Source organism: Paenibacillus sp. FSL M7-1046 (assembly GCF_038007405.1).
In the GTDB taxonomy this organism is placed as follows: Bacteria; Bacillota; Bacilli; order Paenibacillales; family Paenibacillaceae; genus Paenibacillus_AQ.
Map to the genome: position 1 here is coordinate 2,456,362 of NZ_JBBOXB010000001.1, position 26,434 is coordinate 2,482,795.

27 protein-coding genes and 1 riboswitch are annotated in these 26,434 nt (G+C 45.8%); of the genes, 20 read left to right on the forward strand and 7 right to left on the reverse strand.

Annotated elements, in window-relative coordinates:
- Positions 1–3: 3 nt before the first annotated feature.
- From NYE29_RS10700 to NYE29_RS10710, 3 genes are read right to left on the reverse strand one after another with little or no spacing between them, the layout of a single operon-like run.
- Complete coding sequence (locus tag NYE29_RS10700) at positions 4–762, reverse strand: lantibiotic immunity ABC transporter MutG family permease subunit (protein ID WP_076111846.1); 759 nt, start codon at positions 760–762, stop codon at positions 4–6.
- A 1-nt stretch (position 763) separates the two neighbouring features.
- On the reverse strand, positions 764–1,492 hold the full coding sequence (locus NYE29_RS10705) for a lantibiotic immunity ABC transporter MutE/EpiE family permease subunit (RefSeq protein WP_076111848.1): 729 nt from the start codon (positions 1,490–1,492) through the stop codon (positions 764–766).
- Position 1,493: 1 nt separating this feature from the next.
- Positions 1,494–2,201 (reverse strand): lantibiotic protection ABC transporter ATP-binding protein, encoded by a 708-nt coding sequence (locus tag NYE29_RS10710; protein WP_076111850.1) that lies wholly within the window; start codon positions 2,199–2,201, stop codon positions 1,494–1,496.
- 136 nt (positions 2,202–2,337) lie between these two features.
- Between NYE29_RS10710 and NYE29_RS10715 the strand changes: the two genes are divergently transcribed.
- From NYE29_RS10715 to NYE29_RS10755, 9 genes are all read left to right on the forward strand, one after another.
- Positions 2,338–2,670, forward strand: coding sequence for a helix-turn-helix domain-containing protein (locus NYE29_RS10715; protein WP_076111852.1), 333 nt, complete (start codon positions 2,338–2,340; stop codon positions 2,668–2,670).
- 188 nt (positions 2,671–2,858) lie between these two features.
- Positions 2,859–3,947, forward strand: a complete 1,089-nt coding sequence (gene tnpB, locus NYE29_RS10720; RefSeq protein WP_340895909.1) for an IS200/IS605 family element RNA-guided endonuclease TnpB — start codon at positions 2,859–2,861, stop codon at positions 3,945–3,947.
- Between the two features lie 274 nt (positions 3,948–4,221).
- Positions 4,222–4,653 carry a hypothetical protein gene (locus NYE29_RS10725; RefSeq protein ID WP_340895910.1) on the forward strand — a complete coding sequence of 144 codons (432 nt, stop codon included), beginning with the start codon at positions 4,222–4,224 and terminating at the stop codon, positions 4,651–4,653.
- A gap of 21 nt (positions 4,654–4,674) precedes the next feature.
- The gene (locus NYE29_RS10730; protein WP_340895911.1) at positions 4,675–5,652 is read left to right on the forward strand and encodes a phosphotransferase enzyme family protein; all 978 of its coding nucleotides are present in this window, start codon (positions 4,675–4,677) and stop codon (positions 5,650–5,652) included.
- 190 nt (positions 5,653–5,842) lie between these two features.
- Positions 5,843–6,352 carry an SMI1/KNR4 family protein gene (locus NYE29_RS10735; protein ID WP_340895912.1) on the forward strand — a complete coding sequence of 170 codons (510 nt, stop codon included), beginning with the start codon at positions 5,843–5,845 and terminating at the stop codon, positions 6,350–6,352.
- A 195-nt stretch (positions 6,353–6,547) separates the two neighbouring features.
- Complete coding sequence (locus tag NYE29_RS10740; RefSeq protein ID WP_038598076.1) at positions 6,548–7,240, forward strand: response regulator transcription factor; 693 nt, start codon at positions 6,548–6,550, stop codon at positions 7,238–7,240.
- Between the two features lie 83 nt (positions 7,241–7,323).
- Complete coding sequence (locus NYE29_RS10745) at positions 7,324–8,247, forward strand: ABC transporter ATP-binding protein (RefSeq protein ID WP_076113779.1); 924 nt, start codon at positions 7,324–7,326, stop codon at positions 8,245–8,247.
- Positions 8,240–9,001, forward strand: a complete 762-nt coding sequence (locus NYE29_RS10750; RefSeq protein ID WP_340895915.1) for an ABC transporter permease — start codon at positions 8,240–8,242, stop codon at positions 8,999–9,001. The genes NYE29_RS10745 and NYE29_RS10750 overlap by 8 nt, the downstream gene beginning before the upstream one ends.
- 22 nt (positions 9,002–9,023) lie before the next feature.
- Positions 9,024–9,920, forward strand: coding sequence for a sensor histidine kinase (locus NYE29_RS10755; RefSeq protein ID WP_340895916.1), 897 nt, complete (start codon positions 9,024–9,026; stop codon positions 9,918–9,920).
- 61 nt (positions 9,921–9,981) lie between these two features.
- On the opposite strand, the gene NYE29_RS10760 is transcribed toward NYE29_RS10755, so the two are convergent.
- A complete protein-coding gene (locus tag NYE29_RS10760) occupies positions 9,982–11,010 on the reverse strand; it encodes a helix-turn-helix domain-containing protein (RefSeq protein WP_340895917.1) in 1,029 nt (342 codons plus the stop codon).
- 268 nt (positions 11,011–11,278) lie between these two features.
- Here NYE29_RS10760 and pnuC point away from each other — a divergent pair, with 268 nt between their 5' ends.
- The 6 genes from pnuC to NYE29_RS10790 all read left to right on the forward strand — a co-directional run bounded on the left by pnuC (position 11,279) and on the right by NYE29_RS10790 (position 17,733).
- A complete protein-coding gene (gene pnuC / locus NYE29_RS10765; protein ID WP_340895918.1) occupies positions 11,279–11,956 on the forward strand; it encodes a nicotinamide riboside transporter PnuC in 678 nt (225 codons plus the stop codon).
- A complete protein-coding gene (locus NYE29_RS10770; protein ID WP_340895919.1) occupies positions 11,953–12,963 on the forward strand; it encodes an AAA family ATPase in 1,011 nt (336 codons plus the stop codon). Before pnuC ends, NYE29_RS10770 begins: the two co-directional genes overlap by 4 nt.
- Positions 12,964–13,080: 117 nt before the next feature.
- Positions 13,081–13,161: riboswitch (glycine riboswitch) on the forward strand.
- Positions 13,162–13,325: 164 nt separating this feature from the next.
- A complete protein-coding gene (locus NYE29_RS10775; protein ID WP_340895920.1) occupies positions 13,326–14,717 on the forward strand; it encodes an amino acid permease in 1,392 nt (463 codons plus the stop codon).
- 160 nt (positions 14,718–14,877) lie between these two features.
- Positions 14,878–15,189, forward strand: a complete 312-nt coding sequence (locus NYE29_RS10780) for a VOC family protein (RefSeq protein ID WP_340895921.1) — start codon at positions 14,878–14,880, stop codon at positions 15,187–15,189.
- A gap of 258 nt (positions 15,190–15,447) precedes the next feature.
- Entirely contained in the window at positions 15,448–16,851 is a 1,404-nt protein-coding gene (locus NYE29_RS10785; protein WP_340895922.1) for a phytase, read from the forward strand.
- 210 nt (positions 16,852–17,061) lie between these two features.
- Positions 17,062–17,733, forward strand: a complete 672-nt coding sequence (locus tag NYE29_RS10790; protein ID WP_340895923.1) for a YdeI/OmpD-associated family protein — start codon at positions 17,062–17,064, stop codon at positions 17,731–17,733.
- Positions 17,734–17,852: 119 nt separating this feature from the next.
- Here NYE29_RS10790 and NYE29_RS10795 read toward each other — a convergent pair whose 3' ends face one another.
- A complete protein-coding gene (locus NYE29_RS10795) occupies positions 17,853–18,962 on the reverse strand; it encodes a C45 family peptidase (protein WP_340895924.1) in 1,110 nt (369 codons plus the stop codon).
- Between the two features lie 111 nt (positions 18,963–19,073).
- On the opposite strand from NYE29_RS10795, the gene NYE29_RS10800 reads away from it, so the two are divergent.
- Positions 19,074–19,667, forward strand: coding sequence for a TetR/AcrR family transcriptional regulator (locus tag NYE29_RS10800; RefSeq protein WP_340895925.1), 594 nt, complete (start codon positions 19,074–19,076; stop codon positions 19,665–19,667).
- A gap of 71 nt (positions 19,668–19,738) precedes the next feature.
- Here the strand turns inward: NYE29_RS10800 and NYE29_RS10805 are convergent, their stop codons facing one another.
- On the reverse strand, positions 19,739–21,214 hold the full coding sequence (locus NYE29_RS10805) for a DHA2 family efflux MFS transporter permease subunit (RefSeq protein ID WP_340895926.1): 1,476 nt from the start codon (positions 21,212–21,214) through the stop codon (positions 19,739–19,741).
- A gap of 166 nt (positions 21,215–21,380) precedes the next feature.
- Here NYE29_RS10805 and NYE29_RS10810 point away from each other — a divergent pair, with 166 nt between their 5' ends.
- Positions 21,381–21,935, forward strand: a complete 555-nt coding sequence (locus NYE29_RS10810) for a TetR/AcrR family transcriptional regulator (RefSeq protein ID WP_340895927.1) — start codon at positions 21,381–21,383, stop codon at positions 21,933–21,935.
- A 72-nt stretch (positions 21,936–22,007) separates the two neighbouring features.
- On the opposite strand, the gene NYE29_RS10815 is transcribed toward NYE29_RS10810, so the two are convergent.
- The gene (locus tag NYE29_RS10815) at positions 22,008–22,439 is read right to left on the reverse strand and encodes a MarR family winged helix-turn-helix transcriptional regulator (RefSeq protein ID WP_340895928.1); all 432 of its coding nucleotides are present in this window, start codon (positions 22,437–22,439) and stop codon (positions 22,008–22,010) included.
- Positions 22,440–22,619: 180 nt separating this feature from the next.
- On the opposite strand from NYE29_RS10815, the gene NYE29_RS10820 reads away from it, so the two are divergent.
- From NYE29_RS10820 to NYE29_RS10830, 3 genes are all read left to right on the forward strand, one after another.
- The gene (locus NYE29_RS10820) at positions 22,620–23,906 is read left to right on the forward strand and encodes an amidohydrolase family protein (protein ID WP_340895929.1); all 1,287 of its coding nucleotides are present in this window, start codon (positions 22,620–22,622) and stop codon (positions 23,904–23,906) included.
- A gap of 164 nt (positions 23,907–24,070) precedes the next feature.
- Positions 24,071–24,784, forward strand: a complete 714-nt coding sequence (locus tag NYE29_RS10825) for an ABC transporter ATP-binding protein (protein WP_340895930.1) — start codon at positions 24,071–24,073, stop codon at positions 24,782–24,784.
- Positions 24,777–26,375, forward strand: a complete 1,599-nt coding sequence (locus tag NYE29_RS10830) for a hypothetical protein (protein WP_340895931.1) — start codon at positions 24,777–24,779, stop codon at positions 26,373–26,375. Before NYE29_RS10825 ends, NYE29_RS10830 begins: the two co-directional genes overlap by 8 nt.
- Positions 26,376–26,434: the final 59 nt, after the last annotated feature.

The following is a 26,434-nucleotide window of genomic DNA, read 5'->3' on the forward strand; positions in this document are numbered from 1 at the left end:
TGTCTAATTATCGGCTGAGCGTCCCTCCCACCGCTGGAACCATGCAGCGCACAGAAGGGCAGCCAGTATTGTTCCCAGCAGCCAGACCGTAATTCCGGCGCTCAGCCCCGATACAGCGGGGGATAGCATGGTACCGGAAGCGTGGATTGTCCACAGAGAGATGAAGCGGACGCCCCATGCGAAGGGAATATACGGCCAGATGGTATCGCCTAGCCCGGTAAGCATTAAGGCAGCCACCAGACTCCCCACAATCCCCACCCCGATGGAAGCGCCTCTTCCGAAGCGCAGGCTGGCTGTCAGATGAAGAAGATAGAGAAACATATTGCTCGTGAACAGAATAACCGCTCCGGTGATGTAAAAGGGCATTCCCAGTCTGTCCTGCTGCAGAATCCCGCCGAACCCCAGGCCAAAAAGGGTGTAAGCAAACAGGACGGCTCCAAAGCCAAACAACAGTAGGAGAAGCAGCTTACTTATAAAGGTTGTGATTTTATTTGCGGGAATGGCAAGCATACCTTGAAATTGTCCTGCATTCGCCTCCTGTTCCACCGACATGGAGCAGACCAGCCCGATCAGGGTAGGAAATGCGCATCCTAGAGACTGAATAAACGCCAGTGCTTTGTCGTTTGCACTCCATGGGGAGTACGAATAGTACGCCAAGAATACGCCAACTCCGATAAGAGGAGCCAGCAGATGAATTAGCAGAAACGGCGTATGCCGGCTTTTGAGCAGATCCGCTCTCAGCAATCCCAGTAGTGAAGCCATGTTACTTCGCCTCCTGTTTACGGAACCATAGCGCAGTAAGGAGGGAAAGCAATCCGAACCAGGCCAGGGAGATCAGGGCATCCGGAAGAATCATTTCCGTGCTTCTCAGCGGACTGTCCACCGGTACGCTGAGACCGTTCGGCAGGATAGACAGAACTGGGCACATGAGCCTGGCAGTAATAGTATAAGGCACAAAATCCCACAGTCCTCCGGTATCGAAGGCAACGACACCCATGACATTACCGAATATATTAAGCAGAACAGCAGCGAATAATCCGAGTCGTGCAGCCAGGAACAGACACAATGGAATCTGCCACAGAAACGTGACGAAGATCAGGAAGCTGCCAGCCATGCTGTTCAGCGGCGGAATGGTTTGGCCGAACAGTATTCCGCCGAAAGTAATGCCAACCAGGAACAGGAGGATAGTGACTAATAGCCATTCTGCGCAGGCAATTATTTTCCCGGTCCAGAGTGTCTTCAGATCAACGGGCAGAGCCAGCAGTCCATGGTATTTCATCTTGGCGTCCTTATGCAGAGCCAGTGAACAGGTAAGGGTCAGTGCTCCGGGCAAGAGCATCGTGTACCACCAGTTGTAAGCCCCCATTTGAAATAAGGCTCCGCCCGTTAAAATAGCGCAAAGGAGCAGCGTGAACACAGGTGCTAGCCAGACAAGCTTGGGGATAGCCGTGCCCCGCCATTTTAAACGTTCAGCCCTAATATGACAAAGCATGTTATTCACCAGCCCTTCGGTTGGCTGCGGCGACCTGCATGAATAAGGCTTCCAGCTCTTGCCCGTGGGGAACGGCTCCCTGATACCCCAGAACACCCCCGGCGATAATTCCGATCTGGTCCACTACCTGTTCGACCTCGGAGAGAATATGACTCGACAGAATAACGGTGATTCCTTGCCCGGGAAAAGAACGGATCAGCTCCCGCAGCTCCTGAATCCCGATGGGGTCCAGCCCGTTGGTCGGTTCGTCCAGAATCAGCAGCTTCGGCTGGTTTAAGAGTGCAATCGCGATTCCCAGCCGCTGCTTCATGCCCATGGAGAACTGTCCGGCACGTTTCTTTCCGGTATCGGTTAAATCCACAACGGAGAGGGTCTCCTCGATCCGGGACTGCGGCAGTCCGAGGGCAAGCGTACGCACCTTAAGATTCTCTCTGGCAGTCAGATTCTCATAGAGCGGTGGCGCCTCAATTAATACGCCAATCTCGCCTAAATCCTTCCGGGTCCATTCATGCCCATGAATACGAATACTCCCGGAATCGGGGCGCAGCATGCCTGCGATCATTTTGAGCGTTGTCGATTTGCCTGCACCATTTGGTCCTAAGAGCCCATAGATCGAGTTACTCGGTACTGCTAACGATACTTTGTTGACGGCTGGTTGATGTTTGAAGCTTTTGCAAAGATTCTGGGTTTCTAAAATATTGTCCCGCATATTATATCATCCTTTCCACTTCCACAGTGTAAGGGGAGATTCTAAGGATTCTGTAAGGATAATGGGGGATACACCCGAAGAATTAAGAGGTAATCTATAAATAGGGCAAGATTGACATGGAGAGGTGAATACCGTAATGGATAAGGAAATCTTAAAGCTCGTAGGAACCCGTATTCGTGCTCTTCGGAAAGAGCGGGGCTTGTCTCAGGAAGCCCTTGGTGAGAAAGGCGGATTTCATTTTTCATACATAGGGCAGATTGAACGTGGGGAGAAAAACGTATCTTTGCTGAATTTAAATAAGATTGCGGAATCCCTTGAAGTGAATTTAATACAGTTGTTTGCATATCTGGATGAAGATTTCATCGTTACATCAGCAGAGAGCGATATTCAAGACATTGTGGCTTTACTTCGTGATGCCAATGATGAGAAGATACGGCTGGCTAAAAATGTACTAAAAGAATTATTATGAAACAAAAGTATGGCCGCGGCCTAACCAGCTGTTAAATTACGAATAAGGAAAGGGTGACGATATGGTTTTATCTTCAAAAGCCGAAAAGACTCCGACCTCTGTAGGCGGAGAGGAATCGGCGGTTTTCAACTATTCAGCGAACATACGTGCTATACTGTAAGAAAATACTACAAATGGGGGTGTCGCACATGATCGTTCATCAAGCCTATAAATACCGCATCTACCCGAATACCGGGCAACAGCAACTCATTCGTCGAATGTTTGGCTGCTGCCGCTTTGTGTTCAATCATTTCCTGGAAGAGTGGAATCAAACCTATGCCGAGACAGGCAAAGGTTTGTCCTATCAGACCTGTGCGACACAGCTCCCCGTCCTAAAAACACAATATGACTGGCTCAAAGAAGTCGATAGTATTGCTTTACAGTCCGCCGTTCGGCATGTGGCAGATAGCTTTGACCGCTTTTTCAAAAAGCAAAATCAAGCGCCTCGCTTCAAAAGCCGGAAGCATCCAGTACAAAGCTACACCACGAAATTCACGAACGGAAATATCGCCATTGAAGGCAACCGATTGAAGCTTCCCAAGCTCGGCTGGATGCGTTTCGCCAACTCCCGGAAGCTGGAGGGTCGTATACTGTCCGCTACGGTACGGCAAAACGCCAGCGATAAGTATTTTGTCTCCCTGGTTTGCGAGGTCGAAAAGACCCCACTCCCACAAGCAGATGCACATATCGGCATTGACTTGGGGCTTAAGGAATATGCTGTGTGCTCCAACGGCGAACATTTTGCCAACCCCAGGTTTTACCGTCAATACGAGAAAAAGCTTGCGCTGTGGCAGCGGCGTTTGGCGAGACGCACACCAGGGGGCTCCAACTGGAAGAAAGCCAAGAAACACATTGCTTGTATTCACGAACACATTGCAAATTCCCGGAAGGATTTTCTCCACAAGATGACAACGAAGCTGATCCGTGAGTGCCAAACGATCAGTATCGAACATCTGCATGTGGCGAATATGATACAAAATCCCAAACTCTCCAAGTCCATCGCTGATGCGTCCTGGGGCGAATGGGTGCGTCAACTGACGTATAAAGCATCCTGGTATGGACGAACCCTCCGGGTTGCCGACACCTTCGAGCCGACCAGTCAGCAGTGCCACGTATGCGGCACAATCCATCCCGAAGTGAAGAACCTCTCGATTCGAGAATGGACATGTGTAACTTGCGGAACACACCATGATCGGGATGAAAATGCGGCTTATAATATCAAACAGGTAGCGGTATAGCTATTACCTATAAAAATAAACGTAGAACTGCGAGAACGCAGGGATCGCTTGCCCATAAGAGGAGGTTGCTCCTCTGTTCGCAAGAATCCACCCCTTCAAGCGTCAGCTAAGTGGTGGAGATTCAACAAAAAGAGCTTGTGATTATCTTGCACACTCCGAATGGAAAGACTCTGTTAAGGATGAGAAGGAGATAATCAATGCTTTTCAAGCGGCAACAATCATACCTACAGCTCAGTTAATAGATTTCCAGACAAGATTCGGCGGATTAATCGTAATGGAACCGGAGGATGATATCGTCATACGCCACTTTAATTGTGCAGATACGTTGTATCAAGAGATATTTTCAATTGATGAGCAAGGCAGATATTATGAGGGATACGACTTGAAATGCAACAATTTTGAGACCCATATAGAGAGTTCAGCCATGCTGAATCAGGTCAACAAAGGGAAATGGCAGACCGTTTTTAAATATGAGTTAGACGCATATAGGGACTACTATGAGATTGTGGATGAGAACAAGTATGGTGAATTAGTCAAACTGCTGGGGCTAAAAAAGGTGGAAGATTTCCCTGAGGATATTATTAGTTGGGATACGAATGGAGAAATTCTTGTCTGGAAAAGGGCCGATTCCGTGGTTGTACTTAGTGAAAACGGAATTAAGCCCCGGGAACTAGAGGGAATTAAGGCGATTTTCCAAGAAGAGTAGGGTAACTAGGGGGGATATTCTATGGATTATACGAAGTGTTTTAAGGAAGTCTTACTGAAGTATTCTTTTATTGACCCTTTCGTGGAATTGATCCGTCATAACGAGAACATCACATACAAGGTCACAGAAAAGTATTCTGGAGACACTTATTTGTTGCGGATGCATAAACCCATTACAAAAAACATGCAGGGTGTACATAATACGCGTGGGGCTGTTCAATCGGAGTTGGATTATCTGTTAGCTTGGTCTTCTCATTCCGAATTACCTGTTCAAATCCCTGTTCCGAATTTAAACGGTGAACTGGTAACAACTGTTGTCATTGAACACGAAGAAGTGCACTGTTCCGTCTTAAAATGGATTTTTGGGGAAATCATGTCCAAGCAAGACTTGAACAGTGAGGGAACAGTTCGTACCTTTGGGACGCGTATTGCCTACTTGCATCAGTTTTCAATGCGCTATCAACAGGGCTCAAGTTTTATTAGACCCGAATATGAAATAGAGTGGACAAATACCATACTGGCCAAATTGCGATCCGGTGAAGAAATGGGTATTATCGCTACCAAGGATTTTTATATTCTTGAAAATACATTTTCGTTGATCAATGATCGTATTAAAATATTGAGCAAAACGATGGAGACATGGGGATTCATCCATGCAGACATCAACTATAGTAACTTAATCCTCACACCAAAGGGGACTTCGTTCATCGACTTTGGCTTGTCGGGTTCTGGATATTACGCGATGGATATCGCTATGGGTGCCCTTTTGACTGAAGGAGAATTGCGAAACGCTCTACTAGCCGGCTACACTACTATCATTTCCAGAAAAATAGACACTGAGCAGCTAGAGGGTTTCATGTTTTTGGTGATATTTGCCTACTACGCTTTTCTGGTAAGTAACCAAGATAAGCATATGTGGATACGTAAACAAATGCCGGATTTGATTGAGAATTATTGCAAACCCTTCCTAAACGGTGAAGCGGTTTTCTACAGTTTTTAATTCAATCGAAGCAATCCATTCTTAATTAAAGTGGTGATCTTAATGCAGAACGTTTATCAAGGAATAGACAACGTTTTGGAGAAAATGCAATCAGCTTTAGAGAAGACAAGGCAGCAAAACCCCGATTTTTACGCGAAGTATCCGATGCAGCTGCTAACCGATCAATCTATTTATTTACGGTGCCAAGGACTTGGTTGAAGGCCAATCGGGCTACAATTATAATCCCGTTACGGAAGAGGTCATTACCGATTGGCCGCGCGATTATCTCGTTATTGCGTCGGATGAAGGAGATCCGTATTGCCTGGATCTCTCCAGAGGAGATACCGTGATTTATACTGCAAGGCATGGAGAGGGTTCTTGGGATTTCTCCGTTGCTTATGATAATCTTACCGAATTTCTTCGCAGCGTCTTACTTCCTAGGGGGATTGAGGAGGAAGGGGAGATGGGCGAAGACGAGCAGTTGGATTACTACAAAGTGTTCATTACAGGCCCGGGCGCCGACAAAATAAAAATATTGGTGTTTATCAAAAAGGTATTCTCCTGCGATTATGCGCTGGCAAAAACTTATCTGGAGGCGGCACCTCTACTGGTGTATAAGGGCATTGCCCGGGGTTCCGCTAAAATAGAGGATCAATTAAAAAGCATCGGCGCGGAGTATGAGTTACAGCAAATCAGTGTGGATGAATTTTTGAAGCAATAGATTTATGAGGCGGGCAGATTGGAGCGGAATTTCCACGTGGAACATTTGAATAGCATAAAAAACCACCGGATTCCAGCGAACACCGAAAGGGCCGCATCAGGAAGGCTATTCTGGAAATAGAGGTAAAAATCGACTATCATATAGGCTATAGAACATCTAAATGACAGGCGATTAAGGATAATACAAGGAGAAAAAATGGATAATTCAATAAATATTCTCGTGGCCGAGGACGACAATGACATTAGCCGGCTGCTGTGCAGCATTATTCGAAAAAGCGGTTATGTGCCACAGCCTGCCTTTTCCGGAACGGAGGCGCTACTCTATCTGGAGCAACGGGAATGGAGCATGGTACTGCTAGATTTGATGCTGCCGGGAATGACGGGCGAGGAGCTGCTTAAATGGATCCGCTTGCGGGGAGGCGTGCCAGTCATTATCATTTCGGCCAAGGGTGAGCAGCAGACCAAGGTGTCAGCGCTGCGCGGGGGTGCGGACGACTTCATTACGAAACCTTTCGATATCGAGGAAGTCTCGGCGCGAATCGATTCCCATCTGCGCCGGTTTGCGCAGATTGCTCCGCCGGCTGTGCTGAGTGTGCTGCAGCATAAGGGACTTGTGCTCGACCACGATTCCAAAACGGTGACGGCAGAGGGGATAGAGGTTGCGCTGACCGCCCGGGAGTATGAGATTCTCACATTGCTTCTGTCGGCACCGAAAAAGGTATTCACAAAAGCAAATCTATACGAAAGCGTATGGGATGAGCCATATTACGGAGACGACAATACGGTCAACGTTCATATGAGCAATTTGCGGAGCAAGCTTGCGAAGGCTGCGCCCGGCAGCGAATTTATCGAGACGGTATGGGGCATGGGCTATCGGCTAAAGCCTTAAGACATTCTTAAGGATTGGCTTTAGCTCCTCTTAAGTTTTCGTTTCTATACTTGGTCTATCACATAAGGGAGGCCAAGACTACAATGAGTGAATATGTATTGCAGACGAATCAATTGTCTAAGAAGTTCAAAGGCAGCGTAGCGCTGGATAAAGTGAATTTATCTATCCGCAAAGGCTCCATATATGGCTTTATTGGGCAGAACGGAGCCGGAAAATCGACGCTGATGCGCATCGTTACCGGACTAGCTTTTCCGTCTGGCGGAAGTATTGCGCTGTTCGGCGCGAGCGACGAGCGGGCGTTGACCCAGGCCCGTAAGCGGATGGGGCTGATTATCGAGAGCCCCTCGTTGTTCCCCCACATGACCGCCGCCGAGAATCTGGAGGTGAACCGGCTCCTCCGGGGCATCCCCGGCAAAGACTGCGTCCCAAGGATGCTGGAATTGGTCAGACTGCAGGGAACAGGCAGGAAGAAAGTGAAGAATTTCTCGCTTGGCATGAAGCAGCGGCTGGGTCTGGCAATCGCCATGCTAAGCGATCCGGAATTTCTAATTCTGGACGAGCCGACCAATGGGCTCGATCCGATGAGCGTCATCGAAATGCGCGAGCTGCTCAAGCAGCTTAACCACGAACGAGGGATAACGATTCTGATCTCCAGCCACATTCTGAGCGAACTGCATTTGCTGGCAAGCCATTACGGCATCATTCATAACGGCAAGTTGCTGGAGCAGCTCACTGCTCAGGAATTGAATGATAAATGCCAGCAATACGTGTTTATTAAAGCGGATGATCCGGACAAGGCGGCAACGGTTATTCAGAACGAACTCCACACCAACGATTTCGAAGTGATGCCCGATGGCGCGATCAAGCTGTTTGGCCGCATCGAACAGCCAGGTAAAGTATCTTCGACGCTATTCTCCGCAGGTCTGGAAATTGAGCAGTTTATGCCGATGGGCGAAGACCTGGAGAGCTATTTCATGAAGCGGATCGGGGGTGCCGGGCATGTATAATCTGATTAGATCCGAGCTGTTCAAGCTGCGTAAGGATAGGTCGTTCCGCGTGCTGCTGCTAATCTCCGCCATTCTTTCACTGGTCTATCCACTGCTCTACTACTTTGACCATAAGTCGAGTGGAGAGCCGCAGTTCACGGGAGCCGAATTTCTGATTCAATTTATTGCAAGCAATGGCTATGTGATCAAATTCGGCGTAGCAGCGCTGGCCGGATTCTTCATCGCCAATGAATATGCGACGGGTGTCATGAAGACGATCGCATCGTCGGGCAACGATAGAGGGCGGCTGTTCACCGCCAAACTGATCGGATTCTCGGTCGGAGCCATGGCTATCTCTCTCGTATTCCCGATCGTAAGCACGACCGAAGTTTCCCTGCTTTCAGGTTTCGGCCATTTGCCGGAGGGGTTTGACGCGTCCTTCATACCGCGGGCCCTCGGACTAACACTGCTGTATACTGCAGGCTACGCGGCGATCGGGGCGCTGTTGACTGCCGTGTTCACCGAAAGCGGCAAGACGATCGGCTTCTCGATGATTTTCTTCCTAATGATTGATACGATTTTGGGGGGCTTGGGTGAGTACATCCCTTTCTTTACTACAGTGTATGATTATTCTATCTTCAAGCTGATGAACGATATCGGCAAGCCCAGTATTGACAGCGGCGATCTGCCAGCGCTCCTGCTCGTGCCAGTGCTGACGATTGTTGTATCCGCGCTACTCGGTATTCTCGTGTTCCGCAGAAAAGAAATTAAATAATAATGAGAGGGGCGGGAGAGTCTTGCTTATCATAACGCTCATATCGGTTACGGTGGCGGCTCTCCTGCTTGCCCATCTGCTGCTGATGAGGCGGGAGCTGGGGCGGATGACGGAGCAGCTGCGCCACTATAATGAACGGACAACCGGCAAAAAAATAGACGTGACTCTATTCGACCAGAGGCTCGAAACGCTTGCAGGTCAAATTAATCGCCAGTCCGATCTCGTAGTCGACGCGGAGGCCCGCAGAAGACGAACCGAGAATGAGCTGCGGCAGGCGATTGCGAACATTTCCCATGATATCCGTACTCCGCTCACCTCCATATTTGGCTATATTCAACTGCTGGAAGCAGAGCCTATTACGCCTGAGGAGAAGCACGAATACCTCACCATTGTTAAAAATCGCACGAGACGGCTGCAAGCACTATTGAACGACTTCTTCGAGTTATCCCTAATTGAATCTTCCGATTATCAGCTTAAGACTGAGCGGATCGGAATGACTGTCCTCCTGTCAGACATCCTGGTCGGTTTCTACGACCGGTTTAACGAACGGGACATTACGCCGGACATTCGGATGCCGGAGGGAGAGGTAGCCGTATATGCCGACGAATCAGCCGTGCGGAGGGTCGTTGAGAATTTGCTTACCAATACTATCAAGCATGCTATCGGTCATGTGAAAATTTGCTTCCAGCAACAGCCTGAGATTGCCGAGTTTACGATCATTAACGAAGCGAAGGAATTATCCGATATTGATGTGAGGCTGCTATTTGACCGCTTCTACACGGTCGACCGCACCCGATCCGGCCAAGGATCGGGACTTGGTCTTTCTATCGCCAAAAGTCTAATGGACAAGATGAACGGCACGCTGACCGCGGAGCTGCACGGGGGCAACTTAAAGATGACCTGCCGCTGGAAGCTGTGATCACGGGACACCGATTTAGCCAATCAATGGGGAATTCAGTTAGTCGTTTATGCCACTTTACTTACAGTTTCTTGAAATATTCTATTTCTCTTGCATAAAAATCAACTGCCTTACCCTTTGTGATTTCCCAATTACTTTCCAATTGTTCGATAATTTCTTGAAGCTTCTCAATAGCTTTATCATATTCTCCTTGAATCTCATATATATGTGAAATTGCTATCAATGCATCTATATATTTGGGATTGGGTTGTAGTTCGTATCCTTTTGTGTAATATTCGATGGCTTCGTCGTATTTGCACAGTTTCGCCATGCAGTCTCCCCTAAAGGACCACGTACGCCATTCATCAGGATACAGATCCGTCATCTGCTCCCAAAGAACTAATGCCTGAGAAAGGTTGCTTTCTTCCTTGCAGATCAGTCCTCCATATAATTGATATAAATAACCTGGATGGATTTTGTTCAATCCTTCTAGAGTTTCTTTAGCTTCAGCGCATCTGCCATCTGCAAGTAAGTGGTTCATAAGCCATACGTAACCCTGCCAGTAATCTGGATGATTTGGCACGAAATTTTTATAATACTCTATAAGTTTATGATGATTTGAATAGTTCCAGTCAAAAATGACTCCATTCTCCGCATCCCGTAAAGCATTATGATTACTTTTTTTATGTGGATCTAATAACAGGGCCTCCTTGGCATAATGGGAAGCTAATTCACGGTGCTCCTCTGAACGATGAATGTGTAACTGAGCCAGCAATGTGAGACATGGGGCCTTTTTTTCGTCATTAGTTAGCCTTTCTTTGAGAAATTGTTCAGCATAATTAAAATCATCTTTGGAAATAAAATGTTCGGTACTAATCATATTTTCAATACGCTCTAGATGTGTGTCATCAGTTAATGCAAATAGCTCATCAATTGTAACCCCTAAAATCACAGATAACTCAGGGAGAATTTGAATATCTGGCATGGTTACGTTGTTTTCCCACTTGGATATGGCTTGGGATGACATATTCAGTTTTGTTGCTAGTTCTTCCTGAGTCATTCCTTTTTGTAAACGTAGGGTTTTGATTTTTTTTCCGATCTCAATATTCATTTGAATACCCTCCAATTTTTATCAGTTCGACTAGTCCCTTGAATTATAACTTGTGGTTTAAAATCTCCTCAATGACCGCGTGGTTAAACGAATTAACTTATCAGTTACATTAGCAGCCACAAGGCACGAAGCCTCCCTTTTGAACATTCGATTCATCAAGTGTGCATTTTTGCTTTCAATGATATTAACAATGTGTTATTATCAAGTTGAAAGTAAGAGTGAACTAACTTTATGGTGCACAAATCGGATGAAAGCAGAGGGGATGCAAGTGAATAAATCATGGGGCGATTGGAACCTGTTTGAGTTGACCTGGCTGGTTTTGTTTACCTCAATTGCTGTTGGGTTTACGGTGATTTCTAAGGATTCTTTATTCGGATTTACGGTCTTTATCACCGGGGTGCTGTGTGTGGTGCTCGCGGCGAAGGGAAATCTGATGAGTTATGTGTTTGGCATGTACAATACCATTGGTTATGCGTACTTGGCTTACGTCAACGGTTTGTTTGGAGAGGTTATGCTAAATCTGCTGTTCTTTGTTCCTATGAATGTGGTCGGCTTCTATATGTGGAAAAATAACCGGACTGATGGCAAGCTGTCCATGCGTCAGCTGGAGCTCAAGCGTCTGCTCCTTGTGGGGGCGGTCTGCGTATTAGGCAGCCTGCTGCTGGGCCTGGGTCTATCGTTCATACCGGGGCAGAATTCGCCTTATATTGATGCCATTACGACGGTGTTGTCCGTTGTCGCCACTCTATTAATGGTTCGAAGATTCAAGGAACAATGGCTGGTCTATATTGTCCTCAATATGTTCACGGTTCTGCTGTGGGTAATTCGAATGCTAGAGGGGAGCGGTGAAGGCCTGCTGATGATCGTCATGTGGAGCGCGTATCTGGTTAACGCTGTATACGGCTACTACAATTGGAACAAGGGCGCTAGGGAGGTATCAGCATGAAGAGATTAGGCTTAACGCTCGGAAAGTTTGCCCCGCTGCATAAAGGGCATCAGTTCATGTTCGAGACGGCGCTGCAAGAGGTCGACGAACTGATTGTAGTGATCTATGAGACGACGGTGACCCCGATCCCGCTGCAAATCCGGGCCAACTGGATTCGCAAGCTCTACCCGGCGGTGCGGGTGATTGAAGCCTGGGACGGTCCGGACGGGTATTCGAACGACCGGGAGCATGAGATAAGGGAGGAGCAATATATTCTGGGGTTACTGAAAGGCGAGCAAGTGACGCATTTCTACTCCAGCGAGTTTTACGGAGAGCATATGAGCATCGCTTTGGGCGCAGTAGACCGGCGGGTGGATGAAGCTCGCGGGCAGGTACCGGTTTCAGCTACCATGGTCCGTTCGGATCCTTACAAGTACCGGCAATATGTGAGCGATAGCGTGTATCGGGATTTAATAACAAAAGTGGTTTTTGTGGGAGCGATGTCTACCGGCAAATCCACGATCACCGAAGCGTTGGCCCGGCGGTATCGCACAACCTATGCGAGCGAATACGGGCGCGACTATTGGACGGAGCATCAGGTGGACCGCCGAATTGGCTTGGAGGCGTTCGATGAAATTGCTGTCGGCCATATGGAGCGGGAAGAGCGGGCTTTACTGCAAGCGGATAAATATCTTTTTGTCGATACCAATGCGATCACGACTTATATGTTTGCCCTGGATTACCACGGCCGGGCCCCTGAACGCTTAACCCGGATCGCCCTGGAAAATGCACAGCGGTATGACCTTTTTTTCCTGTGCGACGACGACATTCCTTACGAGGATACATGGGACCGCAGCGGGAATCAGAAGCGGCATATTTTCCATAAGCAAATTATTGCGGATTTGAAGGCGCGGCGGATTCCCTACATCACACTTCGGGGAAGCCTGGAGGAACGAATGGGTAAGGTAGACGAAGTGCTGGCAACGTTCAAGCCCTATCATAATTATTTTGGCGAAGCACGGTGGTAATTAATGTTATTGACAAAACTTTTGACTATGATTAGTATTGAAAAATATTTAAATGAAGTTATGATCCTATAATCAAATAATTTCTAAGCTATGAATGCTATGGATCACACTATAGCAGGAGCAGCTTCTGGAGAGACCGTGGGGATTCCCCGGCGCCGAAGGGTTCACAATCTCAGGCAAAAGGACAGAAGAGTACTGGATAATTCATTTGTTATTCTGATAAGCGTCAGAATGATGAATGTATTTTATTTAATATTCTTATGACCGTGAGATTGGAGCGCATCCAGTCTCTTTTTTTATTGTCATTTTTACTTGTTCATCATTTCACAAAGAAATATTTAGATTTAGAGGGGGAGTTTCACATGGCACCACAAGAACTAAAGAGAGATTTAGAGAATCGGCATGTTCAGCTCATTGCAATTGGCGGCACCATCGGGACCGGATTGTTTTTAGGATCAGGTAAAGCTATACAACTCGCAGGACCATCCATCATCTTTGCTTATTTAATCGTCGGTATTGCCGTGTTTTTTGTTATGAGGGCCTTGGGAGAACTTCTGTTGTCAAAAGCGGGTTATCAATCTTTTACAGACATCGCTGAAGATTATCTTGGACCGCGCGCAGCATTTGTAACCGGATGGACCTATTGGTTTTGTTGGATCATGACGGCTATGGCGGATATTATAGCTGTTGGCGTATATGTACAATATTGGTTTGATATCCCGCAATGGATCCCTGCCGTCATTTGTTTGATCATTTTATTAGGACTCAATTTATTAACTGTAAAAAGTTTTGGCGAATTGGAGTTTTGGTTTGCATTAATCAAGGTAGTGACTATTCTGGCGTTGATTGTTATCGGGGCAATCCTGCTGGTGATTGGATTCAAAACGGCTAACGGAACGGTTACTGTCAGTAATATTTGGGCACATGGGGGGATATTCCCGAACGGGGTTTCAGGGTTCCTACTTTCCTTCCAAATGGTTGTGTTTGCCTTTGTCGGTGTGGAATTGGTGGGGGTATCGGCAGCCGAAACATCCAATCCAGAAAAAACCATCCCATCGGCTATTAATAAAATTCCTTTAAGAATTCTATTTTTCTACGTGGGTGCCATTATCGCCTTGTTATGCATCAACGCATGGACGGAACTAAATCCGGCAGAAAGTCCTTTTGTTAAAACGTTTAGTTTGGTGGGGATACCGATTGCTGCTGGAATTATTAACTTTGTCGTATTGACTTCAGCCGCGTCTGCCTGTAACAGCGGAATGTTCTCAACAAGCCGGATTCTATATAATTTGAGCAGGAATGACCAGGCTCCAGCCAATTTTGCAAAGCTGAATAGAAATCATGTCCCAAGCAATGCGCTCTTCATCTCCACGCTTGTGTTATCTGTGGGAGCTCTTTTGAGTAAGCTGATTCCGGAGACTGCTTTTGGAATCGTGACAACCATCAGTGCCATTTGTTTCATCTGGGTTTGGGGTATCGTTCTGATCTGTCATTTGCGGTATAAGAAAACAAAGCCGGAATTGCAGGCGAAGTCAAAATTCAAAGCCCCGTTCACCCCATTTATTAATTATGTAGTCCTAGCGTTGTTTGCAATCATACTCATTATTATGCTGTTTGCTGAAGAAACACGTCCGGCCTTATTATTGACGCCGTTATGGTTTATTTTATTATTTGTTTTGTATTCGACGAATCGGAGAAAGCGGGAAAGAAGCAGCAAAATAATCAGTACAGAATCACATCCCATGGATGCCTGACCCGATCATTCTTTTAATAGAAAAGGGGATTGCCTCAGGCCTTAGTTATTTTTTAGGCAAAAAAATTGAAATTCTTCAATATCACCTTTCAAGAAGCAATTCCGGCAGTTATTCTTATAAATGAAAATGGACATAATTTTGTTTATAAGGAGGAATAACTATGGCGGGGCAAATATGGATCAATCTACCAGTTAAAGATATCAACAAATCAAAAGATTTTTTCACGGAGATTGGATTTTCTTTGAATCAAGGACCTGGAAATGCTGATGATAAAGCTAGTCTAGTCATCGGAGACAAGAATGTTATTGTGATGCTATTTACGGAGTCCACGTTCGAAAGATTTACAGGAAATGATATTGCAGATACAACGAAAGGCACTGAAGTATTGTTTACAATTGGTGCAGATCGCAAGGAAGAAGTGGATGAAATGGTAACGAAGGTGGTAAAGGCTGGCGGTAGCATCTACGGCTAGCCCCATGACCAGGGTTGGATGTATGGTGCAGGTTTTGCTGATTTGGATGGTCATCGCTGGAATGTGCTGTATATGGATATGAGCAAATTCCCTGCTGAGTAAAAATAGAGGCAGTCTAGAACTATGAGATGCATTCAAATGCTATCTTGAATTTACATTGTAAATTTTACAAAGGCTTAGTTGTCCGTTAATACTTCTTTTACACTCATCTTCTATAGTTAAGCAATTACTAACAATAGAGGGGAACATTGAACATCAATGAAAACATGGGAAACTGTACTATCTACGCTGCTCCTTGCAGGCGCTCTACTTCCTGCCGCAACAACTAACGCAGCATCCGCCTCAGACCTAAAAGGATATGAACCTCTGCGCAAGCACATGGATGGGATCGGAGCAACTATCACATGGGATAGCGACGATAAGTCGGCACTGGTCAAGCTGAAGAACGGATTCGCAGGCACGTTCACGGCAGGCGATAAGGAATATCGTCTAGCGGGTAAAGCAGGCGAGCTTCCAGCGGAGGTCAAATTAGTCGATGGCAAGATGTACATTCCTTCCAAGCTGCTTCAAGCTATTCTGGCGGAAAATGCAAAGTTTATCAATTCCGCAGATATCATCACCCCTTATTCGGTAACCGCTCAGGTAGAGACGGCAGCCGTTGAAGATGGCGAGGATGCAGCCGATGACCCGGCCATTTGGCTCGATTCTGCGAACCCGGCGAATTCCAAAATCATTGCCACGAATAAAGGCGGAGGTGTCCTCGTCTATGATTTGCACGGCAAGGAGCTTCAAAATTATAAAGTAGGAAAAATGAATAATATTGATATACGTTATGATTTTCTGCTTGGCGATAAAAAAGTAGATATTGTTGGCGCGACGAACCGTTCTACGAACACGATCGATATTTTTGCTATGGATGGGGCAACCGGGAAGTTGACTGACATTGTAGCAGAGCCCATTAAAGCGAAGATGGAAGAGGTATACGGATTCAGCCTTTACCATAGCCTGAAATCGGATGAGTATTACGCTCTGGTTCTGGGTAAAGAAGGCGAATTTGAGCAATATGAGCTGACTGACAACGGGAAGGGCAAAGTTTCAGGTAAGCTCGTTCGCGAGTTTAAGCTGGCTACGCAATCAGAAGGTATGGTAGCTGATGATGAGTATGGCATGATGTATATAGCGGAAGAGGATTACGCGATATACAAATATAATGCGGAGCCGGACAGCGGCACAAAACCTCTATCCACTGTCGATATTGCGGACGGACGCCGATTGCAGGATGATATTGAAGGGTTGACTCTCTATTACGGTGCCGACGGCAAAGGTTATTTAATCGCCTCCAGCCAAGGCAGTGACAGCTACGCAATATATGACCGTGAAGGCAATAACGCTTACCTTACTAGCTTCAATATCGCCGATGGCGCATTGACCGATGGCACCTCAGTAACTGATGGTATTGATGTACTCGGGTTCGGACTGGGCGAACAGTTCCCTTATGGCATTTTCATCGCACAGGATGATTCCAACATTAACAATGGCAAAGAGCTTAACCAAAACTTTAAAGTGGTAGCCTGGGATCAAATTGCTAAAGGTGCAAAGACTCCGCTTCTGATGGACAACAAAGTGGATCCTCGTAAACTTGTGGACCGCAGCGCGAAGTAATATTAGTTAACAGCTAATGTGCAAGCTTTAAAGTAAAGAACATTTTCTCATAAGCAGCCTCCAACTCCACATTTCAGGGGTCTTAGGGGCTGCTTTGATTTTTTCAGCAAGGAAGGTATTTCCTTATGGGGCTGCAGAAGCTGCACGGCTTGCAAAAAGGCAACGGTTATGCAACCCTAAATAAAGACAACATTTAACGGGGGGCCGTATATGGCTAAAACAATTGTAGAAAAGCTAAATATGCACAAATTCAAAAAGGTTGCTGTATTGTACAGACCAGAGAATGACGACAGTTTAGCGGGATTAGCAGAGCATGATACTGAATTAACAGCCAGCAGTTATGATCTGATTTTTGCTTATGTGCTCAATATGGAATCGCTACAGGATCTCGTCCATAAAGTGATTGATCACAACTATTTAAATAAAGGCGGCTATTTGTTCGCTGCGTATCCCAAAAAAGGGAATAAGGTTTATTCGGCCTACATTCACAGAGACAGTCTTTTTGAAGGGGTAGGAGCCGATGAGGACGGTTATATTGGCACAAGCAACCTGAAGTTTGCACGTATGGTGGGCTTAAATGATGTGTTTACCGTTGTCGGATTCAAAGAGGAGGCGCGGAAGAACAAGGATGCATCTTCAAAGCCAAGTCAACGTGTGGACGATTACACCTCTATGATCCCTGCTGTGGAGCAGGATCTGACGGATAGTGCGGAGCAGCTGGCTTTTTACCAATCCCTTACGCCCGGCTACCGAAAGGATTGGGCCCGTTATGTATACAGCGCTGTACAAGAGGAGACTAGAGAAAAACGGAGGGCGGAAATGAAGAAGATTCTGGGTGAAGGGTATAAAAGCATTGATATTTACCGGAGAGACAAGCCGTAAATGGAATGGCCCTCCGTTGAATAAACAATAAGCCTTCTCAAGCGGGATCTAGGGTTATAAATAATGGTGATAAGGGGCCATCCTGCAATAGATGGCCTTGAAACGAAACGAAATTGCCCTCATTTCAACTGAAACTGAAAGTACTCCGTGCGTAAAGGTTTACTGTCCGCTACACCCTCGCCAGCGTAGAAACTGATTTCCATACTGCAGTCTTTCGTGTTATATAAATTATGCCATAAAGTTCGGTGGGGATAAGATTCTGGAAGACAAACATGAGCACAGGAAAGAATGTGCTTCATAGCTTCCTCTGTATAATGAGATTTCTCGCTTAACTTCTTCTGTAAGGTGAGGAACCGTTGGTACATTCCCTGTGGCTTGGGATCGTCCGGGAGACTGTCTCCGGATAAATAGCGGTACAACAAGAAATTCGTGACCACTTGTGGTTTGTGATCTCCGTTTAGGATGTAATAGCGATTTGCAGTATAGGAATTCTCCCAGACGAAAGATTGCCCATAACGATCCCCGATAATATAATGCAGCGGCAATTGCGCGTAGCTGTGTTTTAGAGACAGCAGCGCTTCTTTGGCTTCGTCAACATTACGGCACCGGTCCAACAAATAACGCATGATTTGCAATTCGTGAAGACCCACATACAACCCGCCGTTTGGCTCTGCAGGATGGGTTATAAAGCTCTCGTCATCTGCCAATACGGCCACGGTCAATCCCTCGGAATTGATTCCATCCAGCACTCCGCTGACCAGTTCGAAGCTGCACAAATATAGCGAAGGGTATCCCTTATCCGGGTAGATTTCAAAAATATAAGGTTCATTTACAGCCATCACCGGAAAATCGAAATTTCTGCTGAGCATTGCCGCCCCAGAAGAGGTCGTATGGTTGGGAAAGTAAATAGAAGAACATCCGATTGATTGTTTCTGATACATAATACCGCTGCAATCATACAAGCCTTCATCTAACTGAACGTCAAAAGCCTTGGCAATTCCCTTCATTCGTTCGTAGTGCTCGGGATAGTTCGTTTTCAAGTACTTATGTTGATTTCGAATCCTTATCGGGTCATCACCGGGGATCTGACGATGCAAGGTGTACCGGTCGAGTGCCATTTGTCCAATATAGTTTCCAATATCATGATTAGTGCCTTGAAGTACAATATGTCTGACTGTAAGGCCGTTATCCGAAGCGTGGACGGTGGTTTCGTTATGAGATAAGCTCACTGCGCGTTCCCTCCTTAAGGTTATTTCTGTAAATAATTATATAACTGACCAGTCAATTAATCAACGAAAAGAAATAAATATGGTAAGATAAACCCGAGGTGAGTAATGCTTATGGCTCGTAAAATTAATGAAGAACTCCGACAGGAGAAAAGAGCTGCAATTTGTGATGCTGCGAAAAGGCTATTTGCCGCGAATGGCTTCAACTTAACTACCATTTCAAACATTGCAAAGGAAGCAGGAGTTAGTCACGCTTCTGTATTTACATACTTTTCGAGCAAGGAAGAGCTAATCCATTCGTTAGTGCTGGAGCCGTTAGAGGAGAGCCTTTTGTTCTACGAGTCCATCATTTGTGAAGATAATCAACCCACCGAGTCGTTAAGAAGGCTGATCGAGGTTCAAATCCGAATGGTTGTCGAGCAAGGCACATATCTGCGTTTGCTCCAGCAGGTGTTAGGGCAGCCGAACCAGTTCCCTGAATTGACCAAAGCTTTGACGGAGTTTGGAGAGAAGTTTGTAAATTTACTTGAGCCGCTCATTCGAAAAGGACAAGAATTGGGAGAGTTAAGTGAAGGGGATGCGAAAGTCATCGGTTGGACCTATTTTGCTTATTTTAATGGGGCAGGATTAATTTATCTTGATTTGCATGAGGGATTGACTCAATTCACAGTTGAATGCGCTATGCGTATTTTTGGATTGCGGACATAATAGAATCGAAGCCACTCCGCATAAAGAGTGGCTTCGATTCTTCATATACTGATATTTCCAGCTCATGCGTGTTACAACAGAGGTTCTTCCTTGTTGACTACGTTTGCTTTCTTTTCAATCATGAGCTTGTTTTTCATGGGCATAAATAATGTGATAACAAGTGCGGCAATGGATAAAATCATCATAAAGTAATAGGCGTCACTTGCTCCTAAAATTGATGTGAGGGATTTAAGGAGCTCAGCAGTAGTAGAAGGATTGTATTGGAGCACTGTAGCTGCATGGCTTGTTGCCTGCACTGTATAAATCGTAATCACGACAGCCGTACCAATCGCCCCGGCAATTTGGCGGACGGTATTATTCACTGCTGTACCATGTGTACCGAGTTGCTTGGGCAGCGCATTTAGTCCCGCCGTATTGAGTGGCATGGTAATGAAGCTTAATCCAATTCGCAGGCAAATCGTACGAATCATTAAATACATATACGTTGTCGATTCAGACAGATCTGTTACCGCCCACATGGATGGAATAATAAACAGTAAACCAATGATGAACAACGGCTTCGCACCGAAACGGTCGTATAATTTACCGGTGACGGGTGACATGAACGCATTTACAAGCGCACCCGGCAATAATAGAAGGCCTGCATCAAATGCTGTAAATCCACGGCCATTCTGTAGATAGATAGGCAATAAAATCATATCTGCGTACATCATCATCGTGATTAGCACGTTAATTAGAGACGTTAACGTAAAGACTTTATTTTTGAAGACAGACAGGTTTAACAGCGGGTCAGCGGACTTGATTTGCCGAGTACAGAATATGGCCGTTACAACGATCCCAATCCCTAAGGACAGGATCACCACTACATCGCCCCAGCCTTTACTGCCTGCACTGCTGAAACCGTACAAGATTAAGCCAAATCCGATTGTTGATAAAAGAACACTTACTACATCGAGCTTCGACTTAGACGTTTCGGATACATTCACTAAATATTTGAAGGCCAACGCTATAACAATGACGACAAGTGGGATGAGGCCAATAAATAACCAGCGCCAAGAATGATATTCGACGATAAATCCCGAGAGAGTCGGTCCAATGGCAGGAGCGAAAATCATCGCCAGTCCAAGCAGCCCCATAGCGCTGCCGCGTTTCTCAATGGGGAAGATAGCGAGCACAACACTCATCATGAGCGGCATAATAATGCCTGCACCGGCGGCTTGGATCATACGTCCTATTAAGAGCACAATAAAGCTTGGTGCCGCTGCACAAATGATCGAACCCATTAATAAAAATAACATGGCGCTTAGAAATAACTGCCGCGTTGTAAAGCGTTTCATTAAGTAGGCTGTAATCGGAATTAATATCCCGTTGACCAGCATAAAGCCCGTTGAAATCCATTGTACGGTCGTTGCCGTCACATGAAATACATTCATTAAATTACTTAAGGCGACATTTAATAGCGTCTGATTGAGTGTGGATAAGAAACAACCCAAAATTAAGATGGTTAATAAGATCCCTTTATTTATTTTCTTAATGTCTTCTTGCACGGTGTAATCCCCTCTTCATTGCTTTTTCGACACAGTGTCAATAAAATGAATCATATCAGTAATTAATAATTATTCCTATTTACAATTTTATTGAAAATGTTGACTAATCGACAGAACGGTTGGATTAGTAGATGAAGTGACAAATAAACGATAATAGAGGGATGAAATGTCTGCACAAAAGAGAGTAGATCCACGAGCCATTCGCTCGAAAAAGATGCTGAAGAATGCCGTTTTTTCATTATTGGAAGAAAATTCGGATATTTCGCAGCTGACCGTCCAAAAAATCGCCAACCGGGCAGAACTGAATCGTGCAACGTTTTATTTGCATTATGAGGATATTAACGATTTGTTGCGCCAGATCGTACATGAAATCTTTGACGACCTGTCCATGAAAGTTGAACCGCTATTACAAGTGAAGAGCAGCAATGAACAGGAGCAGTTGGTTACATTCTTAAATTATTTTTATGAATACCGGAAGGTCTTTGCTGTATTCGTTGAGCATAAAGGCTTCAAAAATCACTTGTCCAACCTGTTGAAAAATACGATAGAAACACGAAGAAACGCGAGAAGACTAGATTCCACAAAGGAGGTTGTTTCAGTCGATATTGTGGTATCATCACTGCTGGGGATTATTATGTGGTGGATTAAGGATGGCGTCCAATATAATTCTGAATACATAGCAGCGCAAATTACCTTGATGCATAGAAGAAGGTTATTGTAACCGGTTAGGTCCGCATATAGCAAGAGGGTTCAGCTCAATAAAAAAACCACTCATAGGAGTGGCTGTGTCTTGCTATAAAGTCTCTTTCACTTTGATTAATAACTTCAAGAAGGCCGCGCTTTCTTCTTCGGTAAGGCCTTGGGTAACACATCGTTCTACTTCCTTGAATATATCGTGGAATTCCTCGACGAGGTCGGCCCCTTTTTGCAATAAATATATTTTTTTCTGCCGTTCATTATCTTCCGGAATCACCCGCTTGATATACCCTTTTTTCTCCAACCCCTGAAGCATGCTTGTGATGGTGGCTCCCTTACGGTTGAAACGCTCGGCCAAATCCTTCTGGATCACACCTTTGTCCTGATGTTCAAAAATATAGCCCATCATCTGCCCTTGCTGCGCATTCAGTCCCAGTTCCGATAATCTGACATTGGCCATACCTCTGATTTTCAATCCAATCTCCCGGATTAAATCGGAGTAGGGGGTAAGCAAAGCTTGCTTCGTCATCCTGTGCCTGACTCCCTTGCTATAGTTTGAATTCTAATTATAAGAACATCTTAATTTTCGCTCCCTAAATTGTCAAATTCAAATGGTTAGACTTCATTTAATTTTACGATTGACAGTTAGAAGTCTAACTGTTATATTCCAATCAATAACAAACACTATCCCATTATAGGAGGTATCACAATGATTACAGCAATCACCAATGCGTGCATATTTGACGGCGAGAACGTGATCAGAGCCACGACGGTCCTGATTGAAGGCGAACAGATCCTATCGGTAGGCGGGGGAATACCGGCACATGCGATCACCATTGATGCGAAAGGAGGGACTTTACTGCCGGGTCTGATCGATGCCCACGTTCACACTTCCGTAGAGGGCCTGCGTGACGCACTGAAATTCGGTGTGACGACTGAACTGGAAATGATGGGCGGGTTTACGAAAAACGGCCGCGAGGCACAGCTCCAGGGGATTGAGGATATTGCCGACGTGCGGTCTGCCGGAATGGGGGTCACACCTCCTGGAGGGCATCCCGATGAACTTATGCCTGGGGATGGGGAAATCCCGGATTTTGTACTGAAGGAATTGGAGAAAATGAGCGAGGAAGATCGCAACGCTATGCTGGCTGCTCATGCCCATGATCACGATCACGGAGAAGCGGCTGCGGTATCGAACAGGGACGAGGCGTTGGCATTTGTAGGCGAACAAGTCAGGGAGGGAGCCGACTATATTAAGATTATGATTGAGGAAGGGACGGTACTGGCCGCCCCCGGATTGCCTGTCTTAAGCCAAGATATTCTAAGTGCAGCCGTAGGGGAAGCGCACCGGTACGGCAAGATCGTGATTGCCCATGTGTTGACTGCGGAATCCTCCCGGCAAGCCATCGAAGTCGGGGTCGATGGTCTGGCCCATTTATTCATCGACCGCCCGGACAATACTTCGGATCTGGTGAGAATGATCGCAGAGTCCGGTGCTTTCGTTACACCGTGTCTGGTTTTGAACTCTTCCATTATCGGTAACTCCGCAGCGGAATTGGCCAAGGATCACCGTGTGAGTTCCAGGCTCAGTCCGGAATGGTTGGATACGCTGAATGCCAGCTTCCATACCTACCCGCAAGGCAGCATGGAAGACAACTACCGGAATGTGATGGATCTTCATCATGCAGGTGTAGACATCCTGGTGGGTACGGATGTCTCCGTGCCGGTTCCATCGCTTGGCGGGCTTGCCCATGGCGCTAGTGTACACCATGAAATGCAGCTATTGGTGGAAGCGGGATTCACGCCCGTAGAAGCTCTTCAGTCCGCTACTTCAAAAACAGCCCGCCGGTTCGGCCTGAACGACCGCGGGCGTATCATTCAGGGGGCAAGAGCAGACTTGGTCTTGGTCGACGGCGACCCGACCACGACTATTTCCGATACGTTATCCATCCGTAGAATATGGCTGCGCGGCATTCAGAAAGTAGAAGAAGTGTGAAACTACGCTGGCGCTTGATTTTTTAATAATGAGGAAGTCCATCCTAAGGGGGATGGGCTTTTTTTAATATACAGACAAATGAACGTTCGGGCGGTGCTATTCGTACTATAGTTATTCTACGGGAAGAGCGTATGGGAAAAAACGCATTGAAAGGGTGAAAGGGCATGCTTACAATCAAACATTTTACCAAAAGCTATAAGGGTGGTAAAAAGGCAGTAAATGACTTGAATTTGGTGGTGGAGCAAGGCGATATCTACGGCTTTATCGGACATAACGGAGCAGGTAAAACAACAACCATTCGGGCAGTAGTGGGCGTGCTTGATTTTGAAGAAGGGGATATTGAAATTGACGGTATCTCCATTAAAAAAGATCCGGTAGCGTGCAAGGCGAGGATTGCGTATATTCCGGATAACCCGGATTTGTATGATCATCTTACCGGCATTCAGTACTTGAATTTTATCGGTGATCTCTTTAGTGTATCCAAAGCGGATCGTGAGCAGCTTATTAAAAAATACAGCGATGCTTTTCAAATTACGGTCCATTTGGGTGATATGATCTCATCGTATTCCCATGGGATGAAGCAGAAGCTTGCGATTATCTCTGCACTTATTCATAAACCAAAGTTGTTAGTGTTAGACGAACCCTTTGTTGGCCTTGATCCAAAAGCCGCTCACATGCTAAAGACAATTATGGTAGAGCTGTGCAGCAACGGCAGTGCCATCTTTTTCTCCACGCATGTGCTGGATGTGGCAGAGAAGCTCTGCAATAAGATAGCGATCATAAAGGGGGGCCAATTAATAGTCCATGGCAAGACAGAAGAAGTAAAGGGCGAAAATAGCCTGGAAGCATTATTCATGGAGCTGATCGACAATGATTAATATCTGGAGATTAACGAAGCTGCAGTTGTTTTCTTCATTTGGGTTGAATAAAGCTTTACATACAAAAGATGTTAAAGAAAAACGCAAATCGCTTCTACTCGCCTTTGGTATTCTTGTGGGAGTGCTTATGATAGCAGTAGTTTCATTTGGATACAGCTTCATGTTGGCTGTGACTTTTGAACAAATGGGGCGAATGGATCTATTACTGGCGATTATGATGGCTGTTACTTCTATTGTAGGGTTCTTCACCACGGTCTATAAGGCAAGCGGTGTATTATTCAGCTATAAGGACTACGATTTGGTGATGTCGCTGCCGATCAAGACGAGTCATGTTGTGGCAAGCCGTGTTCTTCAGCTCTATGTGCTGAATTTGTTCTTTTCTTTGATGGTCATGCTGCCAGCAGGTGTGGTGTATGCTATAAAAGTGAATCCGGGGACGTTATTTTATCTGTTTTTTCTAATGACCCTTTTATTTATCCCATTACTGCCGATTATTGCGGCAACGATTATTGGTTCATGCATCAGCTGGATCTCTTCCCGGTTTAAAGCGAGCCGGATGATCAGTCTTGTATTAACTTTTGCCATTGTGATTGTACTTATGGTCGGTTCATTTACACTCAATGGAAACGAGCAGGCACTTGCTGATATGGGGGCTGAGCTGGCCGATATGATATTTAAGCTGTATCCTCTTGCAGCGATGTATGTCGATGCGGTCTGCTCGTATCAGGTAGGCTCATTGTTATTATTTATTGCGTTATCCGTACTTTCATTTATAATATTTGCCACTGTATTAAGTACAAAATATAAAGCGATTCATACAGGTCTAATGACCAGTCATGCAGGCAGCAAATATACCATGAAGCCGTTAGAAGCCTCCTCTCCATTTCGTGCACTGTATAAGAAGGAGTTGCGCCGATATTTTGGCTCTTCTGTTTATGTGCTGAACACAAGTATAGGCATGATTCTATTACTGGTGATGTCGGTTGCCTTATTGTTTGTCAGTTCGGAGAAGCTGGGGGAAATGATTGAAATTCCACAATTATCCCATTATCTGAGTACGCTGGCTCCTATCCTGCTTTCCTTATTTGTAGTGTTAAGCTGCACAACGTCAAGTTCCATTTCGCTTGAAGGCAACAATTTATGGATACTAAAAAGCTCACCCGTATCGAAACAAGCGATATGGCTTAGCAAAGTTGCCGTGAATCTGACCATCACCTTACCGGTCCTGAGTATTAGTAGTGTAATGCTTATGATATCGTTGCGCACGGGGTGGATGGAAAGCTTATTATTGCTTGTTATCCCTTTGATCTATGCTTGTTATTCCGCGCTGATGGGCATTATTGTTAACCTGAAATTACCTAACCTGGAGTGGAAAAGCGAAGTTACGGTAATCAAACAGAGTGCAGCAGTTCTTGTATCTATGCTCATAGGGATCATCAGTTTATTAGTTCCCTTGGGACTATCCCTTCTTCTGACGCAGGTAAATGCAAATCTCCTCTTGTTAGGGGTTGGCATGATTATGATAGCGGCATGCCTAGCAATGTATAGATATATGCAGACAAAAGGGGAGCAGTTGTTTCAGCGGCTTTAAACAGCCGGCTGTCGGTTCCATCCCGGCAACTGGCTGCTTAGCGTTTCAATAGGTCTCGA

What these genes read in the sequence shown, in the direction of transcription:
- NYE29_RS10740 (WP_038598076.1), top strand. Translation starts at nt 6,548, where the DNA reads ATGGATAATTCAATAAATATTCTCGTGGCCGAGGACGACAATGACATT.
- NYE29_RS10745 (WP_076113779.1), top strand. Translation starts at nt 7,324, where the DNA reads ATGAGTGAATATGTATTGCAGACGAATCAATTGTCTAAGAAGTTCAAA.
- NYE29_RS10730 (WP_340895911.1), top strand. Translation starts at nt 4,675, where the DNA reads ATGGATTATACGAAGTGTTTTAAGGAAGTCTTACTGAAGTATTCTTTT.
- NYE29_RS10760 (WP_340895917.1), bottom strand. Translation starts at nt 11,010, where the DNA reads ATGAATATTGAGATCGGAAAAAAAATCAAAACCCTACGTTTACAAAAA.
- NYE29_RS10775 (WP_340895920.1), top strand. Translation starts at nt 13,326, where the DNA reads ATGGCACCACAAGAACTAAAGAGAGATTTAGAGAATCGGCATGTTCAG.
- NYE29_RS10770 (WP_340895919.1), top strand. Translation starts at nt 11,953, where the DNA reads ATGAAGAGATTAGGCTTAACGCTCGGAAAGTTTGCCCCGCTGCATAAA.
- NYE29_RS10710 (WP_076111850.1), bottom strand. Translation starts at nt 2,201, where the DNA reads ATGCGGGACAATATTTTAGAAACCCAGAATCTTTGCAAAAGCTTCAAA.
- NYE29_RS10715 (WP_076111852.1), top strand. Translation starts at nt 2,338, where the DNA reads ATGGATAAGGAAATCTTAAAGCTCGTAGGAACCCGTATTCGTGCTCTT.
- NYE29_RS10800 (WP_340895925.1), top strand. Translation starts at nt 19,074, where the DNA reads ATGGCTCGTAAAATTAATGAAGAACTCCGACAGGAGAAAAGAGCTGCA.
- NYE29_RS10810 (WP_340895927.1), top strand. Translation starts at nt 21,381, where the DNA reads ATGTCTGCACAAAAGAGAGTAGATCCACGAGCCATTCGCTCGAAAAAG.
- NYE29_RS10700 (WP_076111846.1), bottom strand. Translation starts at nt 762, where the DNA reads ATGGCTTCACTACTGGGATTGCTGAGAGCGGATCTGCTCAAAAGCCGG.
- NYE29_RS10820 (WP_340895929.1), top strand. Translation starts at nt 22,620, where the DNA reads ATGATTACAGCAATCACCAATGCGTGCATATTTGACGGCGAGAACGTG.
- NYE29_RS10725 (WP_340895910.1), top strand. Translation starts at nt 4,222, where the DNA reads ATGGAACCGGAGGATGATATCGTCATACGCCACTTTAATTGTGCAGAT.
- NYE29_RS10815 (WP_340895928.1), bottom strand. Translation starts at nt 22,439, where the DNA reads ATGACGAAGCAAGCTTTGCTTACCCCCTACTCCGATTTAATCCGGGAG.
- NYE29_RS10830 (WP_340895931.1), top strand. Translation starts at nt 24,777, where the DNA reads ATGATTAATATCTGGAGATTAACGAAGCTGCAGTTGTTTTCTTCATTT.
- NYE29_RS10785 (WP_340895922.1), top strand. Translation starts at nt 15,448, where the DNA reads ATGAAAACATGGGAAACTGTACTATCTACGCTGCTCCTTGCAGGCGCT.
- tnpB (WP_340895909.1), top strand. Translation starts at nt 2,859, where the DNA reads ATGATCGTTCATCAAGCCTATAAATACCGCATCTACCCGAATACCGGG.
- NYE29_RS10750 (WP_340895915.1), top strand. Translation starts at nt 8,240, where the DNA reads ATGTATAATCTGATTAGATCCGAGCTGTTCAAGCTGCGTAAGGATAGG.
- NYE29_RS10790 (WP_340895923.1), top strand. Translation starts at nt 17,062, where the DNA reads ATGGCTAAAACAATTGTAGAAAAGCTAAATATGCACAAATTCAAAAAG.
- NYE29_RS10825 (WP_340895930.1), top strand. Translation starts at nt 24,071, where the DNA reads ATGCTTACAATCAAACATTTTACCAAAAGCTATAAGGGTGGTAAAAAG.
- NYE29_RS10780 (WP_340895921.1), top strand. Translation starts at nt 14,878, where the DNA reads ATGGCGGGGCAAATATGGATCAATCTACCAGTTAAAGATATCAACAAA.
- NYE29_RS10705 (WP_076111848.1), bottom strand. Translation starts at nt 1,492, where the DNA reads ATGCTTTGTCATATTAGGGCTGAACGTTTAAAATGGCGGGGCACGGCT.